The organism is Streptococcus sp. KHUD_018, from assembly GCF_054861215.1.
In genome coordinates this window covers 1,259,404-1,284,359 of the sequence record NZ_CM142176.1, presented here as the reverse complement: position 1 = coordinate 1,284,359, position 24,956 = coordinate 1,259,404, and the positions used below count along the sequence as shown (strand labels likewise).

Below are 24,956 nucleotides of genomic sequence, written 5' to 3'. Positions count from 1 at the left end.
ATAAATAAAATTTGCTATTTTAAGATCAAGAAACCAAAAAATATATGCATTAAATAAATTGTTTGATAAATAAAAATAAACAGGCAAAATACTTGACCCTGAGAGGATACATAGTATAATAGACAATGGTCATATTTTGCTATATTTCCATTCTGACTAAGAGTAGTAATACTTCTGCTAAATATTGAATTGAATACATTGTTTTGACATTGCAAATGATCTAGCCATTTACCTAAAGAATTGTTACATGTAGTAAGCATGTAAGAGATAATATCGCTGAAAGGGGTGTTACTTATTGACAGGAAATGGTGTATGGATCAGTTCATTTTAATGATTTAGAAGGGAAAGTTATGAAATTAAAAAAATTGTGGCTCTATATTTTAACGCCACTTTTAGTTCTGTTTGGTTCTGCTACTTTGACAAATGCAGTCCAAGCAAAAGAGCTAACGAAGGTTATTACTAACGTGAGCATCTGGGAGGTTGATAATAGTAAGTTCTTACAATCTGATTCAAAAGGAGTTTACAATTTATCACCTCAAAAACACAGTTATGCAAACTATAAGTTTGCTACTGATTTCGATTTGAGCCAATATGATGGCAATCTGAATGATGGAGACACATTTACACTAACTGTGCCATCTCCACTAACAGTCAAAGCCGAATCATTTGAGCTTAAAGACAAGGAAACGAATACAGCTGTAGGAGATGTTAAGGTCGTTTCTGATGGGGAAAATAAGGGTGGAAAGGTAACAATCACTTTAAAGAACTTGCAAGACTACCTTGCTAAAAAAGGAGGAGCTCAAGTTCAAGGTGTTAAAGGTACCTTCTATGTCGCTTTTAGTTCAAAGAAAGAACTAGAAGAACAGACTATCAATTTTAACAAGTCTGAAACTAAAAATGAAATCAGCCAAAAAGTTCGCTTTAAAAATGCTGCTGTCATAGATTATTCTGACGGAATTGGTAAAACAAACTTTAACAAATTCAGTGGAACCATCAGTAAAGAAAAATGGGATTCTCCTTTACTTGGTAAAAAAGGTGATTATCTTCATAATTGGAATGTCCGTGTGAATCCTAAACAAGCTGCCTATGATAAACTTGAAATCCACGACTGGGCAGACTCAGACTTTTCACCGATGCAGTTTATTCCAGAAACCTTGACGGTTACTGCTGGATGGTTTGATAAAACTTACACCTTACAAGATAAAACTGTACTACAAGCTGGAACAGATTACCAAATCAAGTGGAACGAATCGTATACAGATTTCACAATCACGATTTTGAACGCGAAGTCTATTACAAAAAATGGGAAACCTGCGGCTTATCTAATCCACTATGATTCGACCGCTCCTGGGGATGGAACCAAAGTTCAAAACAATGTTGGAGTTAAGGGAAATGACAAGGTTCTAACAACCAGAGATGATCAACAAGATACGATTGCGAAGCAAGTGGGAAATTCTACAGTTGCATCAGGTGGTACTATCCAACTGGAAACAGGTTATCGAATCACTCTATACAAGGTAGATGAAAAAACACAAGATCGTCTAAAAGGAGCAAAATTTAAAATTACCCCTCCGGACGGCGCTACTGTTAGCGAAAAAATCACTGAAACAGACGATAATGGTATTGCACAATCGCCAGTATTTTCAGAAGAGGATGTTAAGAAAGGTGAATTCACCATTACTGAGGTTGAAGCTCCTAAAGGCTACCAATTGGATTCTACTCCAATTAAGGTAACAGTCGGTAAAGAAGGTGTTATCAAAACAATCTCAAACAAACGGAACAGCACAAAAGCTCAAATTCAAGCAATTAAAAAATTGATTGGTCGAGCTATGAAAGCTGGAGAGTTTGAATTCGACTTGTTCGATGATAAGACAAACAAAGTTGTTGAAACAGTAACAAATGATGCGGAAGGAAATATCAGCTTTGCTGAATTGACATTTGACAAAGCTGGTACATACAACTACCACATCGTTGAGAAAAAAGCGAACACAATTGAAAAAGGTGTTACTTACGATGCCAATCCTGTTGGCGTTACAGTTACTGTAACAGCAGATGCTGAGGGCAAATTGTCTGCAGCTGTCGCTTACGAAAACGATGATAAGACTTTTGAAAATACATACGCTGTTGAGAAAACTTCAGCTCCTATTGAAGTAACAAAAGCTCTTTCAGGTCGTACCTTGAAAGCTGATGAGTTTGAGTTTGTATTGAAGAACGACGCAGATGGCTCAGAAGTTCAAAAAGTGAAGAACACTGCCGATGGCAAAGTGGCATTCGCTCCAATCGAATACACTGCAGCTGGTACTTACAAATACACTATCGTTGAAACTAACGCTGGACAAACTATTGACGGTGTAACATACGATAGTCTTGAAGTTAAAGTCACAGTAGAAGTTACAGACGATGGTGAAGGAAAACTTACTGCTAACGTAACTTACCCAGCGGACAAAGAATTCAACAACAGCTACGGAGCTTCAAAAACTCCAGCTACTCTTGCAGTTAAGAAAACACTTACTGGTCGTGAGTTGAAAGCTGATGAGTTTGAGTTTACTTTGACAGACCAAGACGGTAATGTGAAAGAAACAGTCAAGAATGACAAAGATGGAAACGTTAAGTTCTCAGTCTTGGAATTCGATAAAGCTGGAACTTTCACTTACAAGATTGCTGAAAAAGCTGGCACTGCTACAGGTATCACCTACGATACGAAAACAATCACAGCTACAGTAACTGTAGCGGATAACGGCAAAGGTGCCCTTGAAGCAACTGTTTATTACGACGATGAAAAAGCATTCAAGAATACTTACACTCCAGCAGGAGCTACAAGTGTAACTCTTGGAGCTAAGAAAGTTCTTGAAGGTAAAGACCTTGAAGCAGGTAAATACAGCTTTGAATTGAAGAAGGAAGATGGAACTGTTGTTGAAACAGTGACAAACGCCGCAGACAGTACAGTGGCCTTCTCACCAATCTCATATGCTGAGAGCCAGGTGGGAACTCACAAGTACACCATCTCTGAAGTTGCTGGAACTGAAACAGGAATCACTTACGATAAGACAGTTCAAGAAGTTGAAGTAACTGTTGAAAAAGTAAGCGCAACTGAATTGAAAGCAACTGCTTCAAAAGAAGCAAAAGATCTTGTATTTACAAACAAATACACTCCAGCCAAAACTGCAGTTCCTGTGAAGAAAGTATGGAACGATGCTAACAACCAAGATGGTAAACGTCCATCTTCTATCACAGTTAAATTGCTTGCAGACGGTCAAGACACTGGTGAAACACTTACATTGAATGAAGCAAACGGTTGGGCTGGAAGCTTCACAAACCTTGATGCTGATAAAGGCGGAACACCTATCAAGTATACTGTAGTAGAAGTAACTGTTACTGGTTATACTTCTGACATTACTGGTGACGCTGCATCAGGATTCACCATCACAAATAGCTATTCTCCAGAAACAGTTGATGTAAAAGCAACTAAGAACTGGGATGACGCAAACAACCAAGACGGTAAACGTCCAACCAAGATTACAATCAATCTTTTAGCAGACGGTCAGAAACATGATTCGAAAGAAGTTCAAGCAGCCGCAGACGGAACTTGGACTGTCGAATTCACGAAATTAGCAAAATATAAAGCTGGTAAAGAAATCAAATACACTGTAACAGAAGAAGCCGTAGCAGAATACGAAGCGACTATTACAGACTTTACCATCACAAACAAATATGCTCCTAAAGAAATTGACTACAAGGTAACAAAAGTATGGAACGATGCGAACAACCAAGACGGTAAACGTCCTGAGTCCGTAACGGTTCAACTTTACAAAAAAGTAGGAGATACTGATCCAGTAGCCGTTGAAGGTAAGAAATTGACCTTAACAGCTAAGGAGAAGACTGATGATAACACTTGGGTAGCATCCTTCACCAATCTTCCACAATACGAAGCTGGAAAAGAAATCACCTATTCTATCAAGGAAGTAGATGTACCAGCTGGTTATGAAGCTTCTGTAACTGGTCAAGTAGTGACTAACACTCACAATCCAGAAACAGTCGTTCTTTCAGGAACTAAGGTTTGGGATGATAACAACAACCAAAGTGGCAAACGTGCAGATAAAGTGAAAGTTCAAATTCTTAACGGCGACAAAGTTGTTCAAGAAATTGAAGTATCAGAAGCAACTGGTTGGAAGTTCGAATCAAAAGCACTTCCTAAGTATGAAAATGGTACAGAAATCAAGTACACTGTCAAAGAAGTGGCTGTAAAAGAATATACCTCAACAGTTACTACGGACAAAGATGGTAAGTACACAGTTACCAATGAATACACACCAGAGAAAACATCTGTAAAAGGTAAGAAGATCTGGAAAGATGAAGAGAACAAAGACGGTATCCGTCCAGCATCTATCACAGTGAAACTTCTTGCCGATGGTCAAGACACTGGTAAGACTGCGGTAGCCTCAGAAGCAACTGGTTGGACTTATGAGTTTACAGGTCTTGAGCGTTATAAAGATACTAAAGGTACAGAATTCAAGTACTCTGTAGAGGAAGTGCCGGTTGAAGGTTATTCATCTAAAGTAGAAGGCTTCAATATCACAAATACACACACTCCAGAAAAACCAACACCAGGTAAACCAAATGAGCCAGGAAAACCAGGTCCAAAACCTCAACTTCCTAACACTGGTGAAAAAGCATCTAACGCAACAGTAGTTGCAGGACTTGCTTTGATGGCAGTGACTGGTGGATTGTACTTTGTAAGCCGTAAAAATAAATAATCCCTAGATGAGAGTTGATTTTCAGTTAGTTCTTAGGAAGTAATTGGAAAGGAAATAGTCCAGAACAATTGTTCTGGACTATTCTTTTATCTTGAAAAATATGGAAGGTTTTTTAATCTTTCGAGTAAGGGACGGCTAATGAAACTAATGGCAATAATCTTACCAAGATCAGGAAGGATAAAGGGAAGGACACCGACAGCGAGTGCTTTGTCAAATGGCATTCCAGCAAGAAAGTGGAGACTGAGAATACCTCCGGCAAAGACGAGGGAATCACCCAAGAGGTTGGCTAGGAAAATGCGAATATAGCCACTATTTTGATGGATGAGATAAGATGTAAGCCCCGCATAGACAAGGTCGAACCAAAGATAGCCTGAACTTGGACCGACTAAAACGTGAAACCCAGCTCCTCCCCCTGCAAAGACAGGTAAACCAATAGCACCCAGCAGGAGGTAGAGAGCTACAGAAAGGACAGCTTCTCTAGGTCTAAAAACAGTTGCAATCAGACCGATTGCAAAGTTTTGCAGAGTGAAAGGTACAGGACCGATAGGGAGACTGATTTGTGCCAATACGGCGATGAGAGCAGCACCGATAGCAGGGATAGCATAGATATGAGCTTTTTTCAAAACTGTTAACCTCTTTTTTAAATTATAGTAACTATTATACTAATTCAGGAAGAAAAGTCAACCTATCTTTTGTATTAAGGTAACAATTTTGTAACAGCCGATTTTGCAAGTAAAAAGAGACCACATGGGGTCTCTTTCGTCGATTAGCGCATGGTCACAAATTCTTCTGAAGCGGTTGGGTGGATAGCTACTGTAGCATCGAAGTCCGCCTTGGTTGCTCCCATCTTAATAGCAACAGCGAATCCTTGAATCATCTCATCCACTCCGTAACCAAGTCCGTGAAGTCCAACAACTTTTTCGTCAGCACCGGCGGTGATGAGTTTGAAGCGAGATTCTTGACGATGGCTTGTAACGGCAGAGTACATAGATGCAAAGCTTGACTTGTAGACTTTGATGTTATCTTGGCCGTATTCTTTGATAGCTTGATCCTCAGTTAAACCGACGGTTCCGATTGCTGGGTGTGAGAAGACAACAGTAGGGATAGTCGTGTAGTCCATCTTGGCATTTGTTTTCCCGTTGAAAAGGCGTTCAGATAGGGTACGTCCTGCCTTGATGGCTACTGGGGTCAGTTCCTTCTCACCAGTAACATCTCCAAGGGCGTAGATGCCATCTACAACTGTATTTTGATATTCATCCACTTGGATAAATCCACGTTCGTTGAGTGTAACACCAGCCTTCTCTAACTCAAGACCGTCTACATTTGGACGTCGTCCGATAGCCCAGATAACTTGGCTGGCAGTATGACTAGAACCGTCTTCAAAATGAATCGTAATACCTTGCTCCGTTTCTTCGAGCTTGACGGGTACCTTATGCGTGTGCAAAGGTAGGCCTGTTTTTTCCATTTCATTGACAAGACCTTCAACGATGTAGTTGTCAAAAGTGCGCAAGGGACGATCGCGACGCACAAACAAATCCGTTTTTACTCCTAGTGCGTGGAGAACACCAGCTAATTCAACAGCAATATAGCCAGCACCAAGAATCGCAACAGATTCAGGAAGTTGTTCCCAAGCAAAGACATCGTCTGAGCTACCACCGAGTTCAGCTCCAGGGATAGTTGGGATGCTTGGACGAGCGCCAGTCGCAATCACGATATGCTTGGCACGAATCAATTCACCATTGACGCTGACGGTGTTAGCATCAACAAAATGAGCACGACCTTCAATCAAATCAACCCCATTGTGCTTGAAACTTCCATCATAAGACGAGCGGGCACGGTCGATGTAGGCTTCACGATTTTGACGAAGTTTAGCAAAATCAAATTGAACATCTGAACTTGTAAAACCATAGTCAGGGCCATAGTGGTAGAAGCTTTCAGCGATTTGCGCTCCATACCACATGATTTTCTTAGGAACACAGCCAACGTTGACACAAGTTCCACCTAATTTTTTCTCTTCGATAACAGCTGCTTTAGCGCCGTGTTCACCAGCTCGATTCATAGTGGCAATGCCGCCACTCCCTCCGCCGATAGCGATTATATCATATTCTCTCATAGAAAACTCCTTATAGCTTTGATAGTCATATTCTATCGTTTTTATTTTTTGAATGCAAAAATCTGCTACGCTCTAAAGAAATAGCAGAAATCACTTGCTAAATATAGAAATAAGGTGTATGATGTTACTAGTACAATTTCGCATAAATCAAATGGAAACAAGGCATGTTTCCTGAATTGTTCTCTTTTCTCTCTGAACAATCATTGTTTAGAGTAGGTAAATTTGCTATAATAGTCTTTGTATTGAAAATAAAATAGGAGTTTTGTGATGAAGGGGAATAAGAAAACTAAAAAATGGCAACTATACACAGCTATTGGTGCTGCAAGTATTATTATAACCAGTGCAGCGGGTATTTTGCTATTTAGACAGCCCTCTCAGGCTGCCGGTAAGGATGACACATCGCATCTCGTAGTCGCAAAGGAAGGAACAGTTGCCTCCTCTGTTCTTTTATCTGGTACCGTCACCGCAAAAAATGAACAATATGTTTATTTGGATGCAAGTAAGGGTGAGGTGGATGAAATCTTGGTTTCTGTTGGAGATAAGGTTGACAAAGGACAAGCGCTCGTAAAATACAACAGCACAGAAGCGCAATCTGCTTATGATGCAGCTAACCGTGCCATAGCCAAGGCTGATCGTCGTATCAATGACCTGAAGGAATCACGCAACAACGCTCTAGCTGATTCGGAAGAATATGATGATGGAGCACAGGGTTCTTCAGTCTCTTCCATTGATTCTCAGATTAGTGATGCTCGTGATAGTCGTGCTGATGCAGAGGCGCAACTTAAAAAGGCGCAGGCCCAATTGGACGCAACAAAGGTTTTGAGTACGCTAGAAGGTACAGTTGTGGAAGTTAATCGCAATGTATCGAAGTCCACAACTGCTGCAAATCAAGTGATGGTTCATGTAGTAAGTAACGACAATCTACAAGTCAAGGGAGAACTTTCCGAGTACAATCTTGCCAACCTTTCTGTTGGCCAAGAAGTGACCTTCTCTTCTAAAGTTTACCAAGATAAAACTTGGACAGGGAAGATCAGCTTTATTTCAGCTTACCCTAAAAATAGTGGAGAAGGAACGAACGCTATAGCTGGGGGGAATACTGGTTCTAAATATCCCTATACGATTGAAGTGACGAGTGAGATCGGTGATTTACGACCAGGTTTCACCGTTAGTGTTGAGGTTAAAAGTGACAAGAAATCAATCCTCGTGCCCTTAACCAGTGTCATTACTGAAGACGGGAAAAATTACGTTTGGGTTGTTGACGAAGAGAATAAGGCTAAGAAAATCGAAGTTAGCCTAGGAAATGCTGACGCAGAAAACCAAGAGATCACATCTGGTTTGACAGACGGAACCAAAGTCATCAGTAATCCAACGACTTCCTTGGAAGAAGGAAAAGAGGTGAAGGCTGATGAAACAACTAATTAGTCTAAAAAACATCTGCCGGAGTTATCGAAATGGTGAACAGGAACTGCAGGTCTTGAAAAATATTAATTTGGAGATTGGTGAAGGGGAATTTGTTGCCATTATGGGACCATCTGGTTCGGGCAAATCTACTCTGATGAATACCATCGGAATGTTGGACACTCCAACCAGTGGCGAATACTATCTAGAAGGTCAAGAAGTGGCCCGTCTAGGTGAAAAGCAGTTGGCACAGGTACGTAACCAACAAATTGGTTTTGTCTTTCAACAGTTCTTTCTTTTGTCAAAGATGGATGCTGTTCAAAATGTTGAGTTGCCCTTGATTTATGCAGGAGTTCCAGCTGCCCAACGTCGCAAGTTGGCAGAGGAATATCTGAGTAAAGTAGAGTTGACTGATCGTATTCATCACCTTCCTTCAGAGTTGTCTGGCGGTCAAAAACAACGGGTGGCCATTGCGCGTGCTCTTGTTAACGATCCCTCAATCATCCTAGCTGATGAACCGACAGGTGCCTTGGATACGAAAACAGGAAGTCAAATCATGGAACTCTTGGTTGAGTTAAATGAAGAAGGCAAGACGATTATTATGGTAACGCACGAGCCCGAAATTGCAGCCTATGCAAAACGCCAAATTGTAATCCGTGATGGAGTTATTTCGTCTGATAGCGCTCGTTTGGAAGGAAAGGAGAACTAAGATGCAAAATCTGAAATTTGCCTTTTCATCTATTATGGCACACAAGATGCGCTCCTTTTTGACCATGATTGGCATTATCATCGGAGTCTCTTCAGTAGTTGTCATCATGGCTTTAGGGGACTCTATGTCTCGTCAGGTCAATAAAAATATGACAAAATCTCAGAAAAATATTCAGGTGTTTTTCTCACCAATTAAAAGTAAGGACGGTTCTTTTACACAAAAGCAATCTGCACTGACACTATCTGGTAAAGAAGATGTTCACGTAGAACCACCTAAAACACAGGAATCGTGGGTTAGGGAAGCTGCCAAACTAAAAGGCGTAGATGGCTATTATGTGACTAATAGTACAAATGTTACTTTGACCTATAAGGATAAAAAGGTAGAGAGAGCAAGTCTGACAGGTGGAAATATGACTTATATGTCTGCTGTAGAAAATAAAATTATTGCAGGTAGGGATCTGAGAGAACAAGACTACCGAGATTTTGCAAGTGTGATTTTGCTAGATGAAGAACTCGCTAAAAGTCTTTTTGACTCGCCTCAGGCAGCACTCAATCAGATTATTTCAGCCAATGGATATAGCTATCGCGTGATTGGTGTTTACTCAAGTCCTGCTGTTAAAAGTGCTAAGATGTTTGGTGTAGGTGGTTTACCGATTACAACCAATGCTTCTGTAGCAGCTAATTTTAATGTAGAGGAAATTTCTAATATTGTCTTTCGTGTGAATGATACGAGTCTAACTCCGACTTTGGGGCCAGAACTCGCACGCAAGATGACAGAAATTGCAGGAGTACAGCAGGGAGAATATCAGGTTGTAGACGAAACCGCCGCTTTTGCAGAGGTTCAGCAAATCTTTGGTTTTATGACCGCTATTATTAGTGCTATCGCAGGAATCTCTCTCTTTGTGGGAGGGACTGGAGTTATGAATATTATGCTGGTTTCTGTAACGGAGCGTACTCGTGAGATTGGTCTTCGTAAAGCATTGGGAGCTACACGGGCTAATATCTTGGTACAGTTTTTGATTGAGTCCATGATTTTGACCTTATTAGGTGGTCTTATCGGACTTGTTAGTGCAGCAGGCTTGACCGCACTAGCAGGGGCCTTGCTAAAAAATATGATGGAAGGAATAGAAATTGGTGTCTCGCTACCGATTGCTCTCTTTAGCTTGGCTGTTTCGGCCAGCGTTGGTATGATTTTTGGGGTCTTACCAGCCAATAAAGCGTCTAAGCTTGATCCAATTGAAGCCCTTCGCTATGAATAAGATAAACAAGATGGACATTTGTCTATCTTGTTTTTGTATAGATTTCCCTATCGAAAATCACTAAAAATATGATATAATGAAGTGTTAGAAAAACAGGTTTCATTTGCCTGGAAAGGAAAAAATATGTCTGAAAAGAATTTTTATATTACAACACCGATTTACTATCCATCTGGTAAACTTCATATCGGTTCTGCCTACACAACCATCGCTTGTGATGTCCTAGCTCGCTACAAACGCCTTATGGGCTACGATGTCTTTTATCTGACAGGTCTTGATGAGCATGGTCAGAAAATCCAGCAAAAAGCGGAAGAAGCTGGCATCACACCACAAGCCTATGTTGATGGGATGGCGGTTGGAGTCAAAGAACTCTGGAAATTACTCGATATCTCATATGATAAATTCATCCGTACAACTGATGATTACCATGAAAAAGTAGTAGCACAGGTCTTTGAACGCTTACTTGCTCAAGATGACATCTACCTGGGTGAATACTCTGGTTGGTATTCAGTATCAGATGAAGAATTCTTTACAGAAAGTCAGCTTGCAGAAGTTTTCCGTGACGAAGCTGGAAATGTGACGGGCGGTATCGCTCCATCAGGCCACGAGGTTGAATGGGTTTCTGAAGAATCTTATTTCCTTCGCCTTAGCAAATACCAAGATCGCTTGGTTGAATTTTTCAAATCACATCCTGACTTTATCACTCCTGATGGTCGTCTCAATGAAATGTTGCGTAACTTCATCGAGCCAGGTTTGGAAGACTTAGCGGTTTCTCGTACAACTTTCACATGGGGTGTGCCAGTCCCTTCCAATCCAAAACACGTTGTCTACGTTTGGATTGATGCCCTTCTTAACTATGCGACTGCTCTTGGCTATGGTCAAGATGAATATGGGAACTTTGACAAGTTCTGGAATGGAACTGTCTTCCATATGGTAGGGAAAGACATCCTTCGTTTCCACTCAATCTACTGGCCAATCCTTCTCATGATGTTGGATGTCAAATTGCCAGACCGCTTGATTGCCCACGGTTGGTTTGTCATGAAAGACGGCAAGATGTCTAAGTCTAAGGGGAATGTTGTTTACCCTGAAATGTTGGTAGAGCGTTATGGACTGGACCCACTTCGTTACTACCTCATGCGTAGCCTTCCAGTCGGTTCAGATGGAACCTTCACTCCAGAAGACTATGTAGGTCGTATCAACTATGAATTAGCCAATGACCTTGGAAACCTCCTCAACCGTACGGTTTCTATGATTAACAAGTACTTTGATGGGCAAATTCCAGCCTATGTAGAAGGTGTGACAGAATTTGACAATGTTCTTGCTAACGTTGCAGAACAATCAATCGCTGATTACCATACATACATGGATGCAGTTGACTACCCACGTGCTCTTGAAGCAGTTTGGACTCTTATCTCTCGTACCAACAAATACATCGATGAGACCGCACCATGGGTCTTGGCTAAGGATGAAGCCCTTCGTGACCAATTGGCAAGTGTCATGAGCCACTTGGTAGCTAGCCTCCGCGTCGTAGCTCACTTGATTGAGCCATTTATGATGGAGACTAGTCGTGCAGTATTGGCACAACTTGGTCTAGCAGAAGTTTCTAGCCTAGAAAACTTGAGCTTGGCTGATTTCCCTGCAGGTGTGACTGTTGTTGCCAAAGGAACACCGATCTTCCCACGTCTGGACATGGAAGAAGAGATTGCCTATATCAAAGAACAAATGGAAGGCAACAAACCAGCAGTCGAAAAAGAATGGAATCCAGACGAAGTCAAACTCAAACTAAACAAGGAAGAAATCAAATTTGAAGACTTTGACAAGGTTGAAATCCGTGTCGCAGAAGTCAAAGAAGTTTCTAAAGTGGAAGGATCTGATAAGTTGCTTCAATTCCGCCTAGATGCTGGTGATGGCGAAGACCGTCAAATCCTCTCAGGAATTGCGAAATACTATCCAAATGAGCAAGAATTGGTCGGCAAGAAAGTCCAAATCGTTGCCAACCTCAAACCTCGCAAGATGATGAAAAAATATGTCAGCCAAGGCATGATCCTCTCAGCTGAACATGATGGCAAACTAACCCTTCTCACAGTTGATCCAGCTGTACCAAACGGAAGTGTGATTGGATAAAAGCAAAAAACCAACGTTAGGTACGTTGGTTTTTCTTGTTGTTTGCGAGATTTTCTAAGAAGTGGTCCATCTCCTTTTGTGACCTGAGGACAATTACTTTCTCTGGATAGCTTTCTTGAACCTGCTGATAGCGTTCTTTAGCAGGTTTTGTACGCCCATCCCAGAGAATCCATCGGATAAATTCCCAGTCAAAGCGTTCAGGGCAACCTGCAGCCATACTTTCTCTGACCTTGCCTCGGTATGTGAGATACCGTTTAAAGGCTCGAAAGAGACAAGACAATGGGGAAAAGTTGAGAAAGATGATTTGGTCAGCTTCCTGCATTCTTTCTTCATAGTAACACCAAGAGTAGTTGCCGTCGATGACCCAAGCTTCGTGCTTTGTGAGAAAGTTTTTCATTTCGGTCAACATCCATTCGCGGTCACTGTCTTGCCAACCAGGTTGAAATTGGAGTGTGTCCATATGCAGTTTGGGGATGGAGTAGTAGTTTGACAACTTTTCAGCTAGAGTTGACTTGCCTGCTCCAGAATATCCGATGATTGCGATTTTCATTTTCTACCTTTTCTAATTAGAGGACAAAAAAACAGCCTCTATGGACTGTTTCTTATTTAGCAAGTTTAGCTGAAAGACGAGCTTTATCGCGGCTTGCTTTGTTTTTATGAATCAAACCTTTAGTTTCTGCTTTGTCGATAGCTGAGCTAGCAGCACGGAAAAGTTCTTCAGAAGGGTTTGCTTCGAAAGCTTTGATAGCAGTACGCATAGCTGATTTTTGAGCTGAGTTTTTTTCGTTTTGTTTAACGTTCAATTCAGCGCGTTTGATAGCTGATTTAATGTTTGCCAATGTTCTTACCTCCATATTTACTAACTATACCATTATATCTGAAAACTCAGGTTTTGACAAGGGGAAATTATTTTTTTAGGTAAATTTCATCGATTTCATGGTTTTTAGCCTTGTGGAGAATGATCTCGGCACGATTCCTTGTCGGTTCGATATAGTTTTGTAGATTTATTAGATTAATGCTGGTCCAGATCTGATGAGCGAAGGCTTCGACCTCTCCAATCGGCATTTGCGTAAAGCGGTGGTAGTAGCTGTTGGGATCATTTTGGGCAAAGCTGAGGAGTTTTAAGAAACGATCTAGATACCAACCTTCAATGTCTTCGACAGCAGCATCCACATAGATGGAGAAATCAAAGAAATCAGTGATGTAAAGGCGCTCATTTTGAGGATTTTGGAAGACATTGATTCCTTCAACGATGACAAAATCCGCAGCCTTAACGCGTTGTTTCTCCCCAGGGACGATGTCATACACTTCATGAGAATAGACTGGAATATCGACATCCTGTCCATTTTTTAGGCGGTCAAGAAAATTCAGCAAGGCTTCCATGTCATAACTCTCTGGAAAACCTTTGCGATTTAAGATACCTTGCTCAATTAAAGTTTGGTTGGGATAGAGAAAACCGTCAGTTGTCACCAATTCTACAGTAGCATCAGCAAGTGTACGGGAGAGAAGGATTTGTAGAAGGCGACTGGTTGTGGATTTGCCAACAGCGACACTACCCGAAACCCCAATAATAAAAGGTTGGGGCTTGCTATCTCTTTGAAGAAAGATTTCTTTTGAGAAAGACAAATCTTCTTTGGCTTTTTTATAGATATGGATAAGGTGAACCAGTGGCAGATAGATGTCTGTCACATCTTGTAGGCTGATTTGGTCATTAAAACTCTTGATGGAGTCTAGTTCTTCTTCCGTCAAGGGAGGGGTTGTCTTGCGATGCAAGGATTGCCAGGTTTGACGGCTGATTTTCTCAAAATGTAAAAATTCGTTGGTCATAATTTTTCCTCGTTCGATATCTTAGTATATCATATTTCTCATCTAAAGGGAGAATGAAATTCGATATTTATCATTCTGATTCTTGAAAGTTGCTATAAGTTGCCTCTAACAGGGAAAAATAGAGTGAAAAATACAAAGATCATTTAATTATTATCATAACAGATTTAGTTTGTTTGTTGAATTTCAGCTTTGTAAACGATTTAACATTTCACTAAAATATGGTAAAATAGTTTCATGAGTAAAATGTATTATGCAGAAAATCCTGACGCTGCTCACGACATTCATGAGTTGAGAGTGGAGCTGTTGGGACAAAAAATGACCTTTTTGACGGATGCGGGTGTTTTTAGCAAGAAAATGGTCGACTTTGGGAGTCAGCTTTTATTGAAGTGTCTAGAGGTTAACAAAGGAGAAACGGTCCTTGATGTAGGCTGTGGATATGGTCCCTTAGGGCTTTCTTTGGTCAAGGTTTATGGAGTTCAGGCAACCATGGTCGATATCAATAATCGTGCCTTGGACCTAGCGCGACAAAATGCTGAGAGAAACCAAGTTTCAGCGACGATTTTCCAATCCAATATCTATGAACAAGTTGAAGGGAAGTTTGACCATGTTATTTCCAATCCGCCGATTCGAGCGGGTAAACAAGTTGTTCATGAGATTATCGAAAAGAGCAGAGATTTCTTGAAAGACGGAGGAGATTTGATCATCGTCATTCAGAAAAAACAGGGGGCTCCTAGTGCTAAAAGTAAGATGGAAGACGTTTTTGGAAATTGTGAAATCGTAAAGAAAGATAAGGGATACTATATCCTTAGAAGTGTGAAAGAATGAGAGCAGTTGATTTAATCCAAAAAAAACGAGATGGTCAAGAACTGACTGCAGCTGAAATCAAATGGCTGGTAGAAGGCTATGTGGCTGGAACTGTTCCAGATTATCAAATGTCTGCCTTTGCTATGGCTGTTTATTTCAAAGGAATGACCACACGTGAGATTTCTGACCTGACCATGAATATGGTTGAGACAGGTCAGGAGTTTGATTTGTCAGCCATAGATGGTATCAAAGTAGATAAACACTCGACAGGTGGTGTTGGTGATAAGGTGACCTTGATTTTAGCTCCTTTAGTAGCCAGCTTTGGTGTACCGGTTGCAAAAATGAGTGGTCGTGGTCTCGGCCACACTGGTGGGACAATTGATAAATTGGAGTCCATTAAGGGCTATCAAGTCGAGCGAAGTCAAGAGGATTTCATTCGTCAGGTGCAAGATATTGGAGTATCTGTCATTGGGCAGTCAGATCAGCTGGTTAAAGCAGACAAGCTTCTCTATGCCCTCCGTGATGTGACAGCAACTGTCGACACGATCCCATTGATTGCAAGCTCCGTGATGAGCAAGAAAATAGCTGCAGGAGCGGATGCCATTTTGCTAGACGTAACGGTCGGTGAAGGTGCCTTTATGAAGACTGTCGATGAGGCGCGTGAATTGGCTCAAACCATGGTGGAACTTGGTAAGGCCGTTGGTCGAAAGACGGTAGCAGTCATTACCGATATGAGCCACCCCTTGGGAAGAGCCATTGGGAATCGTCTCGAAATCCTTGAGGCAATCGAGATTCTTCAAGGAAAAGGTCGAGAAGATATTAGTCACTTTATCTGCGAGTTAGCTCAGATTATGCTTGGTTTGGCTGATGTTGAGAAAACGGTCGAGGAAATCCGTCAACATCTTGAGAATGGCCAAGCACTGGCTAAGTTTGAAGAAATGGTAGCAGCACAAGGCGGTGATTTAGAAGACCTCTATCGCCCAGTCAAGGTTGCTCATGTGGTGGAAATTCCAGCTCAAGAAACGGGTGTTATTTCAGCTCTTCCAGCTATGGAATTTGGGCTCTATGCCATGAGACTAGGAGCTGGTCGTGCAGTCAAGTCTGATGACCTGGACTATGAAACAGGGATTGTTTTTGAAAAGAAAGTTGGAGACTCCGTTCAAAAAGGAGAAATTGTTGCAAAAGTTTATACAAATGGAAAAATTTCTTCTGAACTAGTTACAGAATTTCAAAAATATGTTAGAATAAATGATGGAGTGCAAAGTTTACGAGAAATTATAGAAATTATCTCATAAAACCAGGGAGAATCCGAATATGAAGTTAAATAAATATATTGATCATACGCTTTTAAAGCAAGATGCAAGCCAAGAACAAATTGATCGTTTGCTATCTGAAGCGCGTGAGTATGACTTTGCCAGCGTTTGTGTTAATCCCACATGGGTGAAACATGCGAAAAAAGGGCTTGAAGGCTCAGATGTAAAGGTTTGTACAGTAGTAGGTTTCCCTCTTGGAGCAACAACTTCAGCTGTGAAAGCTTTTGAAACAAAAGAAGCTATTCAAAATGGTGCAGATGAGATTGATATGGTTATCAATGTCGGTGTCCTCAAATCAGGCAATCTTGATTTAGTTGAATCGGACATCCGTGCTGTCGTAGAAGCAAGTGGTGACAAGTTAGTAAAAGTTATTATTGAAGCTTGTTTGTTGACAGATCAAGAAAAGGTTACAGCTTGCCAATTATCCCAAAAAGCAGGAGCTGACTTTGTCAAAACATCTACTGGCTTTTCAACTGGTGGTGCCACTATTGAGGATGTTCAGTTGATGCGTAAAACAGTCGGACCAGATATGGGAGTTAAGGCAGCTGGTGGAGCTCGCTCTTATGCGGACGCTCTTGCCTTTGTGGAAGCAGGTGCTACTCGTATCGGAACATCTGCTGGCGTTGCGATTTTAAAAGGAGAATTAGCGGATGGCGACTACTGAGTTGATTGAACTAGCAATTGAAACCAGCAAGCAAGCCTATGTTCCCTATTCTCACTTTCCCATCGGAGCTGTTTTAGTAGCCAAGGATGGTAGTATTTATACGGGTGTGAACATCGAGAATGCTAGTTATCCCTTGACTAATTGTGGAGAGCGTACTGCTATTTTTAAAGCAGTTTCCGAAGGCCAAAGAGAGTTTTCAGAATTAATTGTCTATGGACAAACTGAAAAACCCATCTCGCCATGTGGTGCTTGTCGCCAGGTCATGGTTGAGTTTTTTGAACAAGATCTAAAGGTGACACTTGTCGCTAAAGATAAATCGACGGTCGAGATGACGGTCGGGGAGTTACTTCCATACTCATTTACAGACTTAAATTAGTCTGAGCTACTCTTCGAGTGGCTGTGGTCTACGTGACCAAACGATCTATACTTGCAACATCGTTGCACATCTTATTTAGGAGGTTCAGTAATGAACAAGAAACAATGGCTAGGCCTTGGTCTAGTTGCAGTGGCAGCAGTTGGACTTGCTGCATGTGGTAACCGCTCTTCTCGTAACGCAGCTTCATCTTCTGATGTGAAGACAAAAGCAGCAATCGTAACAGATACTGGTGGTGTTGATGACAAATCATTCAACCAATCAGCTTGGGAAGGTTTGCAAGACTGGGGGAAAGAACACAACCTTTCTAAAGATAACGGTTACACTTACTTCCAATCAACAAGTGAAGCAGACTATGCGAACCACTTGCAACAAGCGGCTGGAAGTTACAACCTGATCTTCGGTGTTGGTTTTGCACTTCACAATGCAGTTGAAGAGGCAGCAAAAGACCACTCTGACTTAAACTATGTCTTGATTGATGATGTGATCAAAGATCAAAAGAATGTTGCGAGCGTAACATTTGCTGATAACGAAGCAGCTTACCTTGCTGGTGTTGCAGCAGCTAAAACAACTAAAACAAAACAAGTTGGTTTTGTAGGTGGTATCGAATCTGAAGTTATTTCACGTTTCGCTGCTGGATTTAAGGCTGGTGTTGCGTCAGTAGACCCATCTATCAAAGTACAAGTTGACTACGCTGGTTCATTTGGTGATGCTGCCAAAGGTAAAACAATTGCAGCAGCTCAATACGCTGCAGGTGCAGACGTTGTCTACCAAGCAGCTGGTGGTACAGGTGCTGGTGTCTTTGCTGAAGCAAAATCTTTGAACGAAAGCAAAAATGAAAACGAAAAAGTTTGGGTTATTGGTGTAGACCGTGACCAAGCAGCAGAAGGTAAATACACTTCTAAAGATGGTAAAGAATCAAACTTCGTTCTTGTATCTACATTGAAACAAGTTGGTACAACTGTAAAAGATATTGCCAACAAAACAGAAAAAGGTGAATTCCCTGGTGGACAAGTTATCGTCTACTCATTGAAAGATAAAGGGGTTGACTTGGCAGTAACAAACCTTTCAGAAGAAGGTAAAAAGGCTGTCGAAGATGCAAAAGCTAAAATCCTTGACGGAAGTGTAAAAGTTCCTGAAAAATAATGGATAAAAGTCATTTCTTAGGAAGCGGCCATCGGTCGCTTCTTTAAGAATTGAGGCAATTTTTGTCTCAATAGAGCTTGTTAATGTGATTAGCAGGTTTTATTGAAATAAAATAAACCTCTGAAAGGAAGAGCATATGGCACACGAAAATGTCATTGAGATGCGGGATATCACCAAGGTGTTTGGTGAATTTGTAGCAAACGACAAGATCAACTTGCAACTGCGAAAAGGTGAAATCCATGCACTTTTAGGAGAAAATGGAGCGGGTAAATCCACTCTGATGAATATGCTGGCAGGACTTCTTGAGCCAACTAGTGGTGAAATTGTGGTGAATGGTCAAGTTGTCGAACTAGATTCCCCTTCTAAAGCTGCTAGTCTAGGAATTGGGATGGTTCACCAACATTTTATGCTGGTCGAAGCTTTTACAGTAGCTGAAAATATCATTTTGGGGAGTGAAATCACTAAAAATGGTGTGCTAGATATAGCTGAAGCTACTAAAGAAATCAAGGCTCTTTCTGAACGTTATGGTTTGGCAGTGGATCCTGCTGCTAAGGTGGCGGACATTTCCGTTGGTGCTCAACAACGTGTAGAAATCTTGAAGACACTTTATCGTGGTGCTGATATCCTCATCTTTGACGAACCTACGGCAGTATTGACTCCTTCAGAGATTGACGAGTTGATGGCTATCATGAAAAACCTTGTCAAAGAAGGGAAGTCCATTATTTTGATTACCCATAAACTGGATGAAATTCGTGCGGTATCCAATCGAGTGACGGTTATCCGTCGTGGAAAATCAATCCAGACGGTTGAGATTGCAGGGGCAACCAATGCAGATTTGGCAGAAATGATGGTAGGACGCTCTGTCTCCTTTAAAACGGAGAAACAGGCACCACAACCCAAAGAAGTGGTCTTGTCTATCAAAGACTTGGTTGTCAATGAAAACCGCGGTGTACCAGCAGTAAAAAATCTATCCTTGGATGTTCGTGCTGGTGAAATTGTCGGTATTGCAGGTATTGATGGCAATGGTCAATCTGAACTCATTCAAGCCATTACAGGTCTTCGTAAGGTTGAGTCAGGTAGCGTTGAATTAAAAGGCAAATCAATCGTAGGGATGCATCCTCGACAAATTACAGAACTAAGCGTGGGGCATGTTCCTGAAGACCGTCACCGTGATGGCTTGATTTTGGAGATGATGATTTCAGAAAATATCGCTCTTCAAACCTACTACAAAGAACCACTCAGCAAGAATGGTATCTTGAACTATGCTAATATCACTTCACATGCTAAGAAATTGATGGAAGAATTTGACGTTCGTGCGGCAAGCGAATTTGTTCCAGCAGCAGCTCTTTCAGGAGGAAATCAACAAAAAGCGATTATTGCTCGTGAGATTGATCGTGATCCTGAACTCCTTATCGTCAGCCAACCAACTCGTGGTTTGGATGTCGGTGCCATTGAATATATCCACAAACGTTTGATTGAAGAGCGCGATAACGGTAAGGCTGTCCTTGTTGTCAGCTTTGAATTGGATGAGATTTTAAATGTCTCAGACCGAATTGCTGTTATTCACGATGGTAAGATTCAAGGTATTGTATCGCCAGAAACGACTAACAAACAAGAACTTGGTGTCTTGATGGCAGGTGGAAACTTGGGAAAGGAGAAGAGTGATGTCTAAAAAATTACAACAAATTTCGGTTCCCTTGATTTCCGTATTCTTAGGAATCTTGCTCGGGGCCATTGTCATGTGGATCTTCGGCTACGATGCTATCTGGGGTTATGAGGAGTTGTTCTATACAGCTTTTGGTAGCCTTCGCGGGATTGGGGAAATTTTCCGTGCCATGGGACCTCTAGTCTTGATTGGTCTTGGTTTTGCTGTTGCTAGTCGGGCAGGTTTCTTCAACGTTGGACTTCCTGGTCAAGCGCTTGCCGGATGGATTCTCAGCGGTTGGTTTGCCTTGTCGCATCCAGACATGCCACGTCCAATGTTGATTTTAGCGACTGTGGTGATTGCTCTGATCGCAGGTGGAATTGTTGGTGCAATTCCAGGTATTCTCAGAGCTTATCTCGGTACGTCAGAGGTTATCGTAACCATTATGATGAACTACATTGTTTTGTACGTAGGGAACGCCTTTATTCATTCTTTTCCGAAAGACTTTATGCAAAGTACAGACTCAACAATTCGTGTGAGTGCCAATGCCACTTATCAGACACCATGGTTATCTGAGTTGACTGGCAATTCTCGTATGAATATCGGTATCTTCTTTGCTATTATTGCTGTTGGTGTGATTTGGTTCTTGCTCAAGAAAACGACTCTCGGTTTTGAAATCCGTGCAGTTGGTCTTAATCCCCATGCTTCAGAGTACGCTGGTATTTCAGCAAAACGTACAATCATTCTATCAATGATCATCTCTGGTGCATTAGCTGGTCTCGGTGGAGCTGTTGAAGGGCTTGGAACCTTCCAAAACGTTTACGTTCAGGGGTCATCATTAGCTATCGGATTTAACGGGATGGCGGTTAGTTTGCTTGCTGGGAATTCACCAATTGGAATTCTCTTTGCTGCCTTCTTATTTGGTGTTCTGCAAGTTGGTGCGCCAGGTATGAACGCAGCGCAAGTTCCGTCTGAGCTTGTTAGCATTGTAACAGCGTCTATTATCTTCTTTGTCAGCGTTCACTACATTATCGAACGCTTTGTCAAACCTAAAAAACAAGTTAAAGGAGGTAAGTAAGGATGTCTATTACAACATTACTCACCCTCTTGGTCTCTTCTATGCTGATTTACTCAGCACCACTTATTTTTACGAGTATCGGAGGAGTCTTCTCTGAACGTGGTGGTATCGTTAACGTCGGTCTTGAAGGAATTATGGTTATGGGAGCCTTTTCTGGGGTCGTCTTTAACCTTGAGTTTGCGGAACAACTTGGAGCGGCAACACCTTGGATTTCCTTGTTAGTTGCTGGTATCGTGGGAGCTATTTTCTCCCTCATCCATGCCGTCGCTACAGTTCATTTCCGTGCGGACCATGTTGTCAGTGGTACAGTATTGAACTTGATGGCTCCTGCCCTAGCAGTTTTCTTGGTTAAAGTTCTTTATAACAAAGGGCAAACGGATAACTTAAGCCAGACTTTTGGACGTTTTGATTTCCCAGTTTTGGCTGATATCCCTGTGATTGGAGATATCTTCTTCAAGTCAACAAGTTTGCTAGGTTATATTGCGATTGCCTTCTCGTTCCTCGCATGGTTTATTCTCTTCAAGACACGTTTTGGTCTTCGCCTTCGCTCTGTTGGTGAACACCCTCAGGCAGCGGATACCTTGGGGATCAATGTCTACAAGATGCGATATCTTGGGGTTGTTATTTCAGGTTTCCTTGGTGGAATTGGGGGAGCGATTTATGCTCAATCCATTTCTGTCAACTTCTCAGTGACAACTATTGTCGGTCCTGGATTTATCGCTCTTGCTGCAATGATCTTTGGTAAATGGAACCCAATTGGTGCTATGCTTTCTAGTCTTTTCTTTGGACTTTCACAAAGTTTGGCAGTTATCGGTTCTCAATTACCTTTCTTACAAGGAGTGCCAGCGGTTTACCTTCAAATCGCCCCTTATGTCTTGACCATCCTTGTCTTGGCAGCCTTCTTTGGAAAAGCAGTCGCACCAAAGGCAGACGGTATCAACTACATCAAGTCAAAATAAGCATACAAAAAAACGTCAGTTTCAAACTGACGTTTTATTTGTTAGGATTTTGATGGGTTAGGTTTAATCCCCATGGGACGAGATTTTCAGTTTTATTTTGGATGCGTGTGATATTATCCTTGTGACGAATGATAATCAAGCTAGCAAGTGCTAGGATAATCAGAATGAAGAGGGGGTCATAGCTGCTCAGGATAAATCCAAATAGTGGAAATAGGAGAACTCCGATAACGGCTGCGATAGAAGCAGTAACGCTAGACAGTGAAATCATACTACCTAGATAGAGGCTTCCAAAGAATACGATTGCTAGATAGAGACAGAAAACAGGCGCAAATCCGAAAATCACTCCAGCACTGGTTGCGACAGCCTTACCACCTTTAAAGCCTGCAAAGATAGGAAAGGTATGTCCAATTACGGCCAAAAGACCAAAGACGAGAGGTGAGATTCCTTGCAAATGGAAAAAGATTGGAAGCAGAGTGGCCAAGGTTCCTTTAAAGAAGTCAATCGCAAAGGTTGCCATACCCGCTTTCTTACCCAAAATACGGAAAGTATTGGTCGTACCAGTATTTCCAGAACCGTGTTCGCGCAGATTTGTTTGAAAGAAAACTTGTCCAATCCAAAGACCAGACGGAATCGAACCTAGTAGATAAGCTAAAATTAATAATACAAATGTCATCATGTACCTATTATACCATGAAATGGTGTAGAAAGGCTGAGAATCTCTTGTGAAATTGTGACAGCTGAACGGGAAAAACTTTGCAAAATCCCTAGAAAACCTGTAAAATAGAAAAGATGAACAAATAGGAGGTTCCTTGTGTCAAAAAAGGAAATCAATATTAATAACTACAATGATGATGCCATTCAGGTGCTAGAAGGGTTGGATGCGGTCCGTAAACGTCCGGGTATGTACATTGGATCGACTGACGGAGCTGGTCTCCATCATTTGGTCTGGGAAATCGTGGACAATGCAGTAGATGAAGCCTTGTCTGGATTTGGTGACCGTATTGATGTGACTATCAATAAAGACGGAAGTTTAACCGTTCAAGATCATGGTCGAGGGATGCCGACTGGGATGCACGCCATGGGAATTCCAACTGTTGAGGTTATCTTTACCATTCTCCACGCTGGAGGAAAATTCGGTCAAGGTGGCTATAAGACATCTGGAGGTCTCCATGGAGTGGGTTCTTCCGTTGTTAATGCCCTATCAAGTTGGCTAGAAGTTGAAATCACCCGTGACGGTACAGTCTACAAGCAACGTTTTGAAAATGGCGGGAAACCCGTCACAACCTTGAAGAAAATTGGTACAGCACCCAAGTCTAAGACAGGTACCAAAGTCACTTTCATGCCTGACGCGACGATTTTTTCTACGACAGACTTTAAGTACAATACCATTTCAGAACGTCTCAATGAGTCAGCCTTTCTCTTAAAAAATGTCACCTTGTCATTGACGGACAAGCGAACAGATGAAGCAATTGAGTTCCACTATGAGAACGGAGTTCAGGACTTTGTATCCTATCTGAATGAAGACAAGGAAACCTTAACGCCAGTCCTATACTTTGAAGGGGAAGATAATGGTTTCCAAGTGGAAGTTGCCCTCCAGTACAATGATGGATTTTCAGATAACATTCTATCCTTTGTCAATAACGTTCGTACTAAAGACGGTGGAACGCATGAGACAGGACTCAAGTCAGCCATTACTAAGGTCATGAACGATTATGCGCGTAAGACGGGACTTCTCAAGGAAAAAGATAAAAATCTTGAAGGGTCAGATTACCGTGAAGGACTAGCTGCCGTCCTTTCTATCCTAGTTCCGGAAGAACACCTCCAGTTTGAGGGTCAGACCAAGGATAAACTGGGGAGTCCACTAGCTCGTCCGGTTGTGGATGGAATTGTGGCTGATAAGTTGACCTTCTTCCTTATGGAAAATGGTGAACTGGCTTCCAATCTCATTCGCAAGGCTATCAAGGCGCGTGATGCTCGTGAAGCAGCACGTAAGGCGCGTGATGAGAGCCGAAATGGTAAGAAAAATAAAAAAGACAAGGGCTTGCTTTCTGGGAAATTAACCCCAGCACAGTCTAAAAACCCAGCTAAGAACGAACTCTATCTAGTCGAGGGAGACTCTGCCGGTGGTTCTGCCAAGCAAGGTCGTGACCGTAAATTCCAGGCTATCCTACCTCTTCGTGGTAAGGTTATCAATACAGCCAAGGCCAAGATGGCAGATATCCTCAAAAATGAGGAAATCAACACTATGATTTATACCATCGGTGCGGGTGTCGGCGCAGACTTCTCTATTGAAGATGCCAATTATGACAAGATCATCATCATGACCGATGCGGATACCGACGGTGCCCACATTCAGACCTTGCTCTTGACATTTTTCTACCGATACATGCGTCCCCTAGTCGAGGCAGGACATGTCTATATCGCCCTTCCACCTCTTTACAAGATGTCTAAAGGAAAAGGTAAGAAAGAAGAAGTGGCCTACGCATGGACGGACGGCGAGTTAGAAGAACTCCGCAAGCAGTTCGGTAAAGGCGCTACCCTCCAACGCTACAAAGGTCTAGGTGAGATGAATGCGGACCAGCTCTGGGAAACAACCATGAACCCAGAAACGCGTACCCTCATCCGTGTCACGATTGAAGACCTAGCTCGTGCTGAACGCCGCGTCAACGTCCTCATGGGCGATAAGGTCGAACCACGCCGTAAGTGGATTGAGGATAATGTCAAGTTTACGCTGGAAGAGAGTGGGGAGATGGTGTTTTGAGGAAATTGAAGGTATAGGTTACAGGAGATTTTA

Annotated in this window: 20 protein-coding genes; 14 read left to right on the top strand and 6 right to left on the bottom strand. The window is 41.9% G+C overall.

Going from position 1 to position 24,956, the window contains the following annotated elements:
• Positions 1 to 350 precede the first annotated feature (350 nt).
• Positions 351 to 4,754, top strand: a complete 4,404-nt coding sequence (locus ACVBD2_RS06480; protein ID WP_461685439.1) for a Cna B-type domain-containing protein — start codon at positions 351 to 353, stop codon at positions 4,752 to 4,754.
• Between the two features lie 86 nt (positions 4,755 to 4,840).
• On the opposite strand, the gene ACVBD2_RS06475 is transcribed toward ACVBD2_RS06480, so the two are convergent.
• Together ACVBD2_RS06475 and gor are read right to left on the bottom strand one after the other, a co-directional pair.
• Entirely contained in the window at positions 4,841 to 5,377 is a 537-nt protein-coding gene (locus tag ACVBD2_RS06475; RefSeq protein WP_125449369.1) for a biotin transporter BioY, read from the bottom strand.
• Positions 5,378 to 5,520: 143 nt separating this feature from the next.
• Positions 5,521 to 6,867: a glutathione-disulfide reductase gene (gene gor, locus ACVBD2_RS06470; RefSeq protein WP_461685438.1), complete on the bottom strand. Its 1,347-nt coding sequence runs from the start codon at positions 6,865 to 6,867 to the stop codon at positions 5,521 to 5,523.
• A 267-nt stretch (positions 6,868 to 7,134) separates the two neighbouring features.
• Here gor and ACVBD2_RS06465 point away from each other — a divergent pair, with 267 nt between their 5' ends.
• From ACVBD2_RS06465 to metG, 4 genes are all read left to right on the top strand, one after another.
• A complete protein-coding gene (locus ACVBD2_RS06465) occupies positions 7,135 to 8,289 on the top strand; it encodes an efflux RND transporter periplasmic adaptor subunit (RefSeq protein ID WP_084948769.1) in 1,155 nt (384 codons plus the stop codon).
• Positions 8,273 to 8,974 carry an ABC transporter ATP-binding protein gene (locus ACVBD2_RS06460; protein ID WP_000811477.1) on the top strand — a complete coding sequence of 234 codons (702 nt, stop codon included), beginning with the start codon at positions 8,273 to 8,275 and terminating at the stop codon, positions 8,972 to 8,974. The genes ACVBD2_RS06465 and ACVBD2_RS06460 overlap by 17 nt, the downstream gene beginning before the upstream one ends.
• A gap of 1 nt (position 8,975) precedes the next feature.
• On the top strand, positions 8,976 to 10,232 hold the full coding sequence (locus ACVBD2_RS06455; RefSeq protein WP_268709318.1) for an ABC transporter permease: 1,257 nt from the start codon (positions 8,976 to 8,978) through the stop codon (positions 10,230 to 10,232).
• A 123-nt stretch (positions 10,233 to 10,355) separates the two neighbouring features.
• Positions 10,356 to 12,353, top strand: a complete 1,998-nt coding sequence (gene metG / locus ACVBD2_RS06450) for a methionine--tRNA ligase (protein ID WP_461685437.1) — start codon at positions 10,356 to 10,358, stop codon at positions 12,351 to 12,353.
• A gap of 16 nt (positions 12,354 to 12,369) precedes the next feature.
• Here metG and ACVBD2_RS06445 read toward each other — a convergent pair whose 3' ends face one another.
• From ACVBD2_RS06445 to coaA, 3 genes are all read right to left on the bottom strand, one after another.
• The gene (locus tag ACVBD2_RS06445) at positions 12,370 to 12,903 is read right to left on the bottom strand and encodes a DNA topology modulation protein (RefSeq protein ID WP_461685436.1); all 534 of its coding nucleotides are present in this window, start codon (positions 12,901 to 12,903) and stop codon (positions 12,370 to 12,372) included.
• Positions 12,904 to 12,955: 52 nt separating this feature from the next.
• A complete protein-coding gene (gene rpsT / locus ACVBD2_RS06440) occupies positions 12,956 to 13,192 on the bottom strand; it encodes a 30S ribosomal protein S20 (protein ID WP_001274000.1) in 237 nt (78 codons plus the stop codon).
• A gap of 67 nt (positions 13,193 to 13,259) precedes the next feature.
• Positions 13,260 to 14,180 (bottom strand): type I pantothenate kinase, encoded by a 921-nt coding sequence (gene coaA / locus ACVBD2_RS06435; protein ID WP_223326429.1) that lies wholly within the window; start codon positions 14,178 to 14,180, stop codon positions 13,260 to 13,262.
• A gap of 234 nt (positions 14,181 to 14,414) precedes the next feature.
• Between coaA and ACVBD2_RS06430 the strand changes: the two genes are divergently transcribed.
• The 8 genes from ACVBD2_RS06430 (at position 14,415) to ACVBD2_RS06395 (ending at position 22,162) form a co-directional block, all read left to right on the top strand.
• Positions 14,415 to 15,005, top strand: a complete 591-nt coding sequence (locus ACVBD2_RS06430) for a class I SAM-dependent methyltransferase (protein WP_132973989.1) — start codon at positions 14,415 to 14,417, stop codon at positions 15,003 to 15,005.
• Positions 15,002 to 16,279, top strand: coding sequence for a pyrimidine-nucleoside phosphorylase (locus tag ACVBD2_RS06425; protein WP_461685435.1), 1,278 nt, complete (start codon positions 15,002 to 15,004; stop codon positions 16,277 to 16,279). The genes ACVBD2_RS06430 and ACVBD2_RS06425 overlap by 4 nt, the downstream gene beginning before the upstream one ends.
• Before the next feature lie 19 nt (positions 16,280 to 16,298).
• On the top strand, positions 16,299 to 16,961 hold the full coding sequence (gene deoC / locus ACVBD2_RS06420) for a deoxyribose-phosphate aldolase (protein WP_461685434.1): 663 nt from the start codon (positions 16,299 to 16,301) through the stop codon (positions 16,959 to 16,961).
• Positions 16,948 to 17,337: a cytidine deaminase gene (locus ACVBD2_RS06415; RefSeq protein WP_000246111.1), complete on the top strand. Its 390-nt coding sequence runs from the start codon at positions 16,948 to 16,950 to the stop codon at positions 17,335 to 17,337. Before deoC ends, ACVBD2_RS06415 begins: the two co-directional genes overlap by 14 nt.
• Positions 17,338 to 17,427: 90 nt before the next feature.
• Positions 17,428 to 18,480 (top strand): BMP family lipoprotein, encoded by a 1,053-nt coding sequence (locus tag ACVBD2_RS06410; RefSeq protein WP_461685433.1) that lies wholly within the window; start codon positions 17,428 to 17,430, stop codon positions 18,478 to 18,480.
• A 136-nt stretch (positions 18,481 to 18,616) separates the two neighbouring features.
• Positions 18,617 to 20,152, top strand: coding sequence for an ABC transporter ATP-binding protein (locus ACVBD2_RS06405; RefSeq protein WP_461685432.1), 1,536 nt, complete (start codon positions 18,617 to 18,619; stop codon positions 20,150 to 20,152).
• Complete coding sequence (locus ACVBD2_RS06400) at positions 20,145 to 21,203, top strand: ABC transporter permease (RefSeq protein WP_057489190.1); 1,059 nt, start codon at positions 20,145 to 20,147, stop codon at positions 21,201 to 21,203. Before ACVBD2_RS06405 ends, ACVBD2_RS06400 begins: the two co-directional genes overlap by 8 nt.
• Positions 21,204 to 21,205: 2 nt before the next feature.
• On the top strand, positions 21,206 to 22,162 hold the full coding sequence (locus tag ACVBD2_RS06395; protein WP_461685431.1) for an ABC transporter permease: 957 nt from the start codon (positions 21,206 to 21,208) through the stop codon (positions 22,160 to 22,162).
• A gap of 34 nt (positions 22,163 to 22,196) precedes the next feature.
• Here ACVBD2_RS06395 and plsY read toward each other — a convergent pair whose 3' ends face one another.
• Positions 22,197 to 22,838, bottom strand: coding sequence for a glycerol-3-phosphate 1-O-acyltransferase PlsY (plsY, locus tag ACVBD2_RS06390; RefSeq protein WP_038805406.1), 642 nt, complete (start codon positions 22,836 to 22,838; stop codon positions 22,197 to 22,199).
• A gap of 135 nt (positions 22,839 to 22,973) precedes the next feature.
• Between plsY and parE the strand changes: the two genes are divergently transcribed.
• Complete coding sequence (parE, locus tag ACVBD2_RS06385) at positions 22,974 to 24,923, top strand: DNA topoisomerase IV subunit B (protein WP_000037296.1); 1,950 nt, start codon at positions 22,974 to 22,976, stop codon at positions 24,921 to 24,923.
• Positions 24,924 to 24,956: the final 33 nt, after the last annotated feature.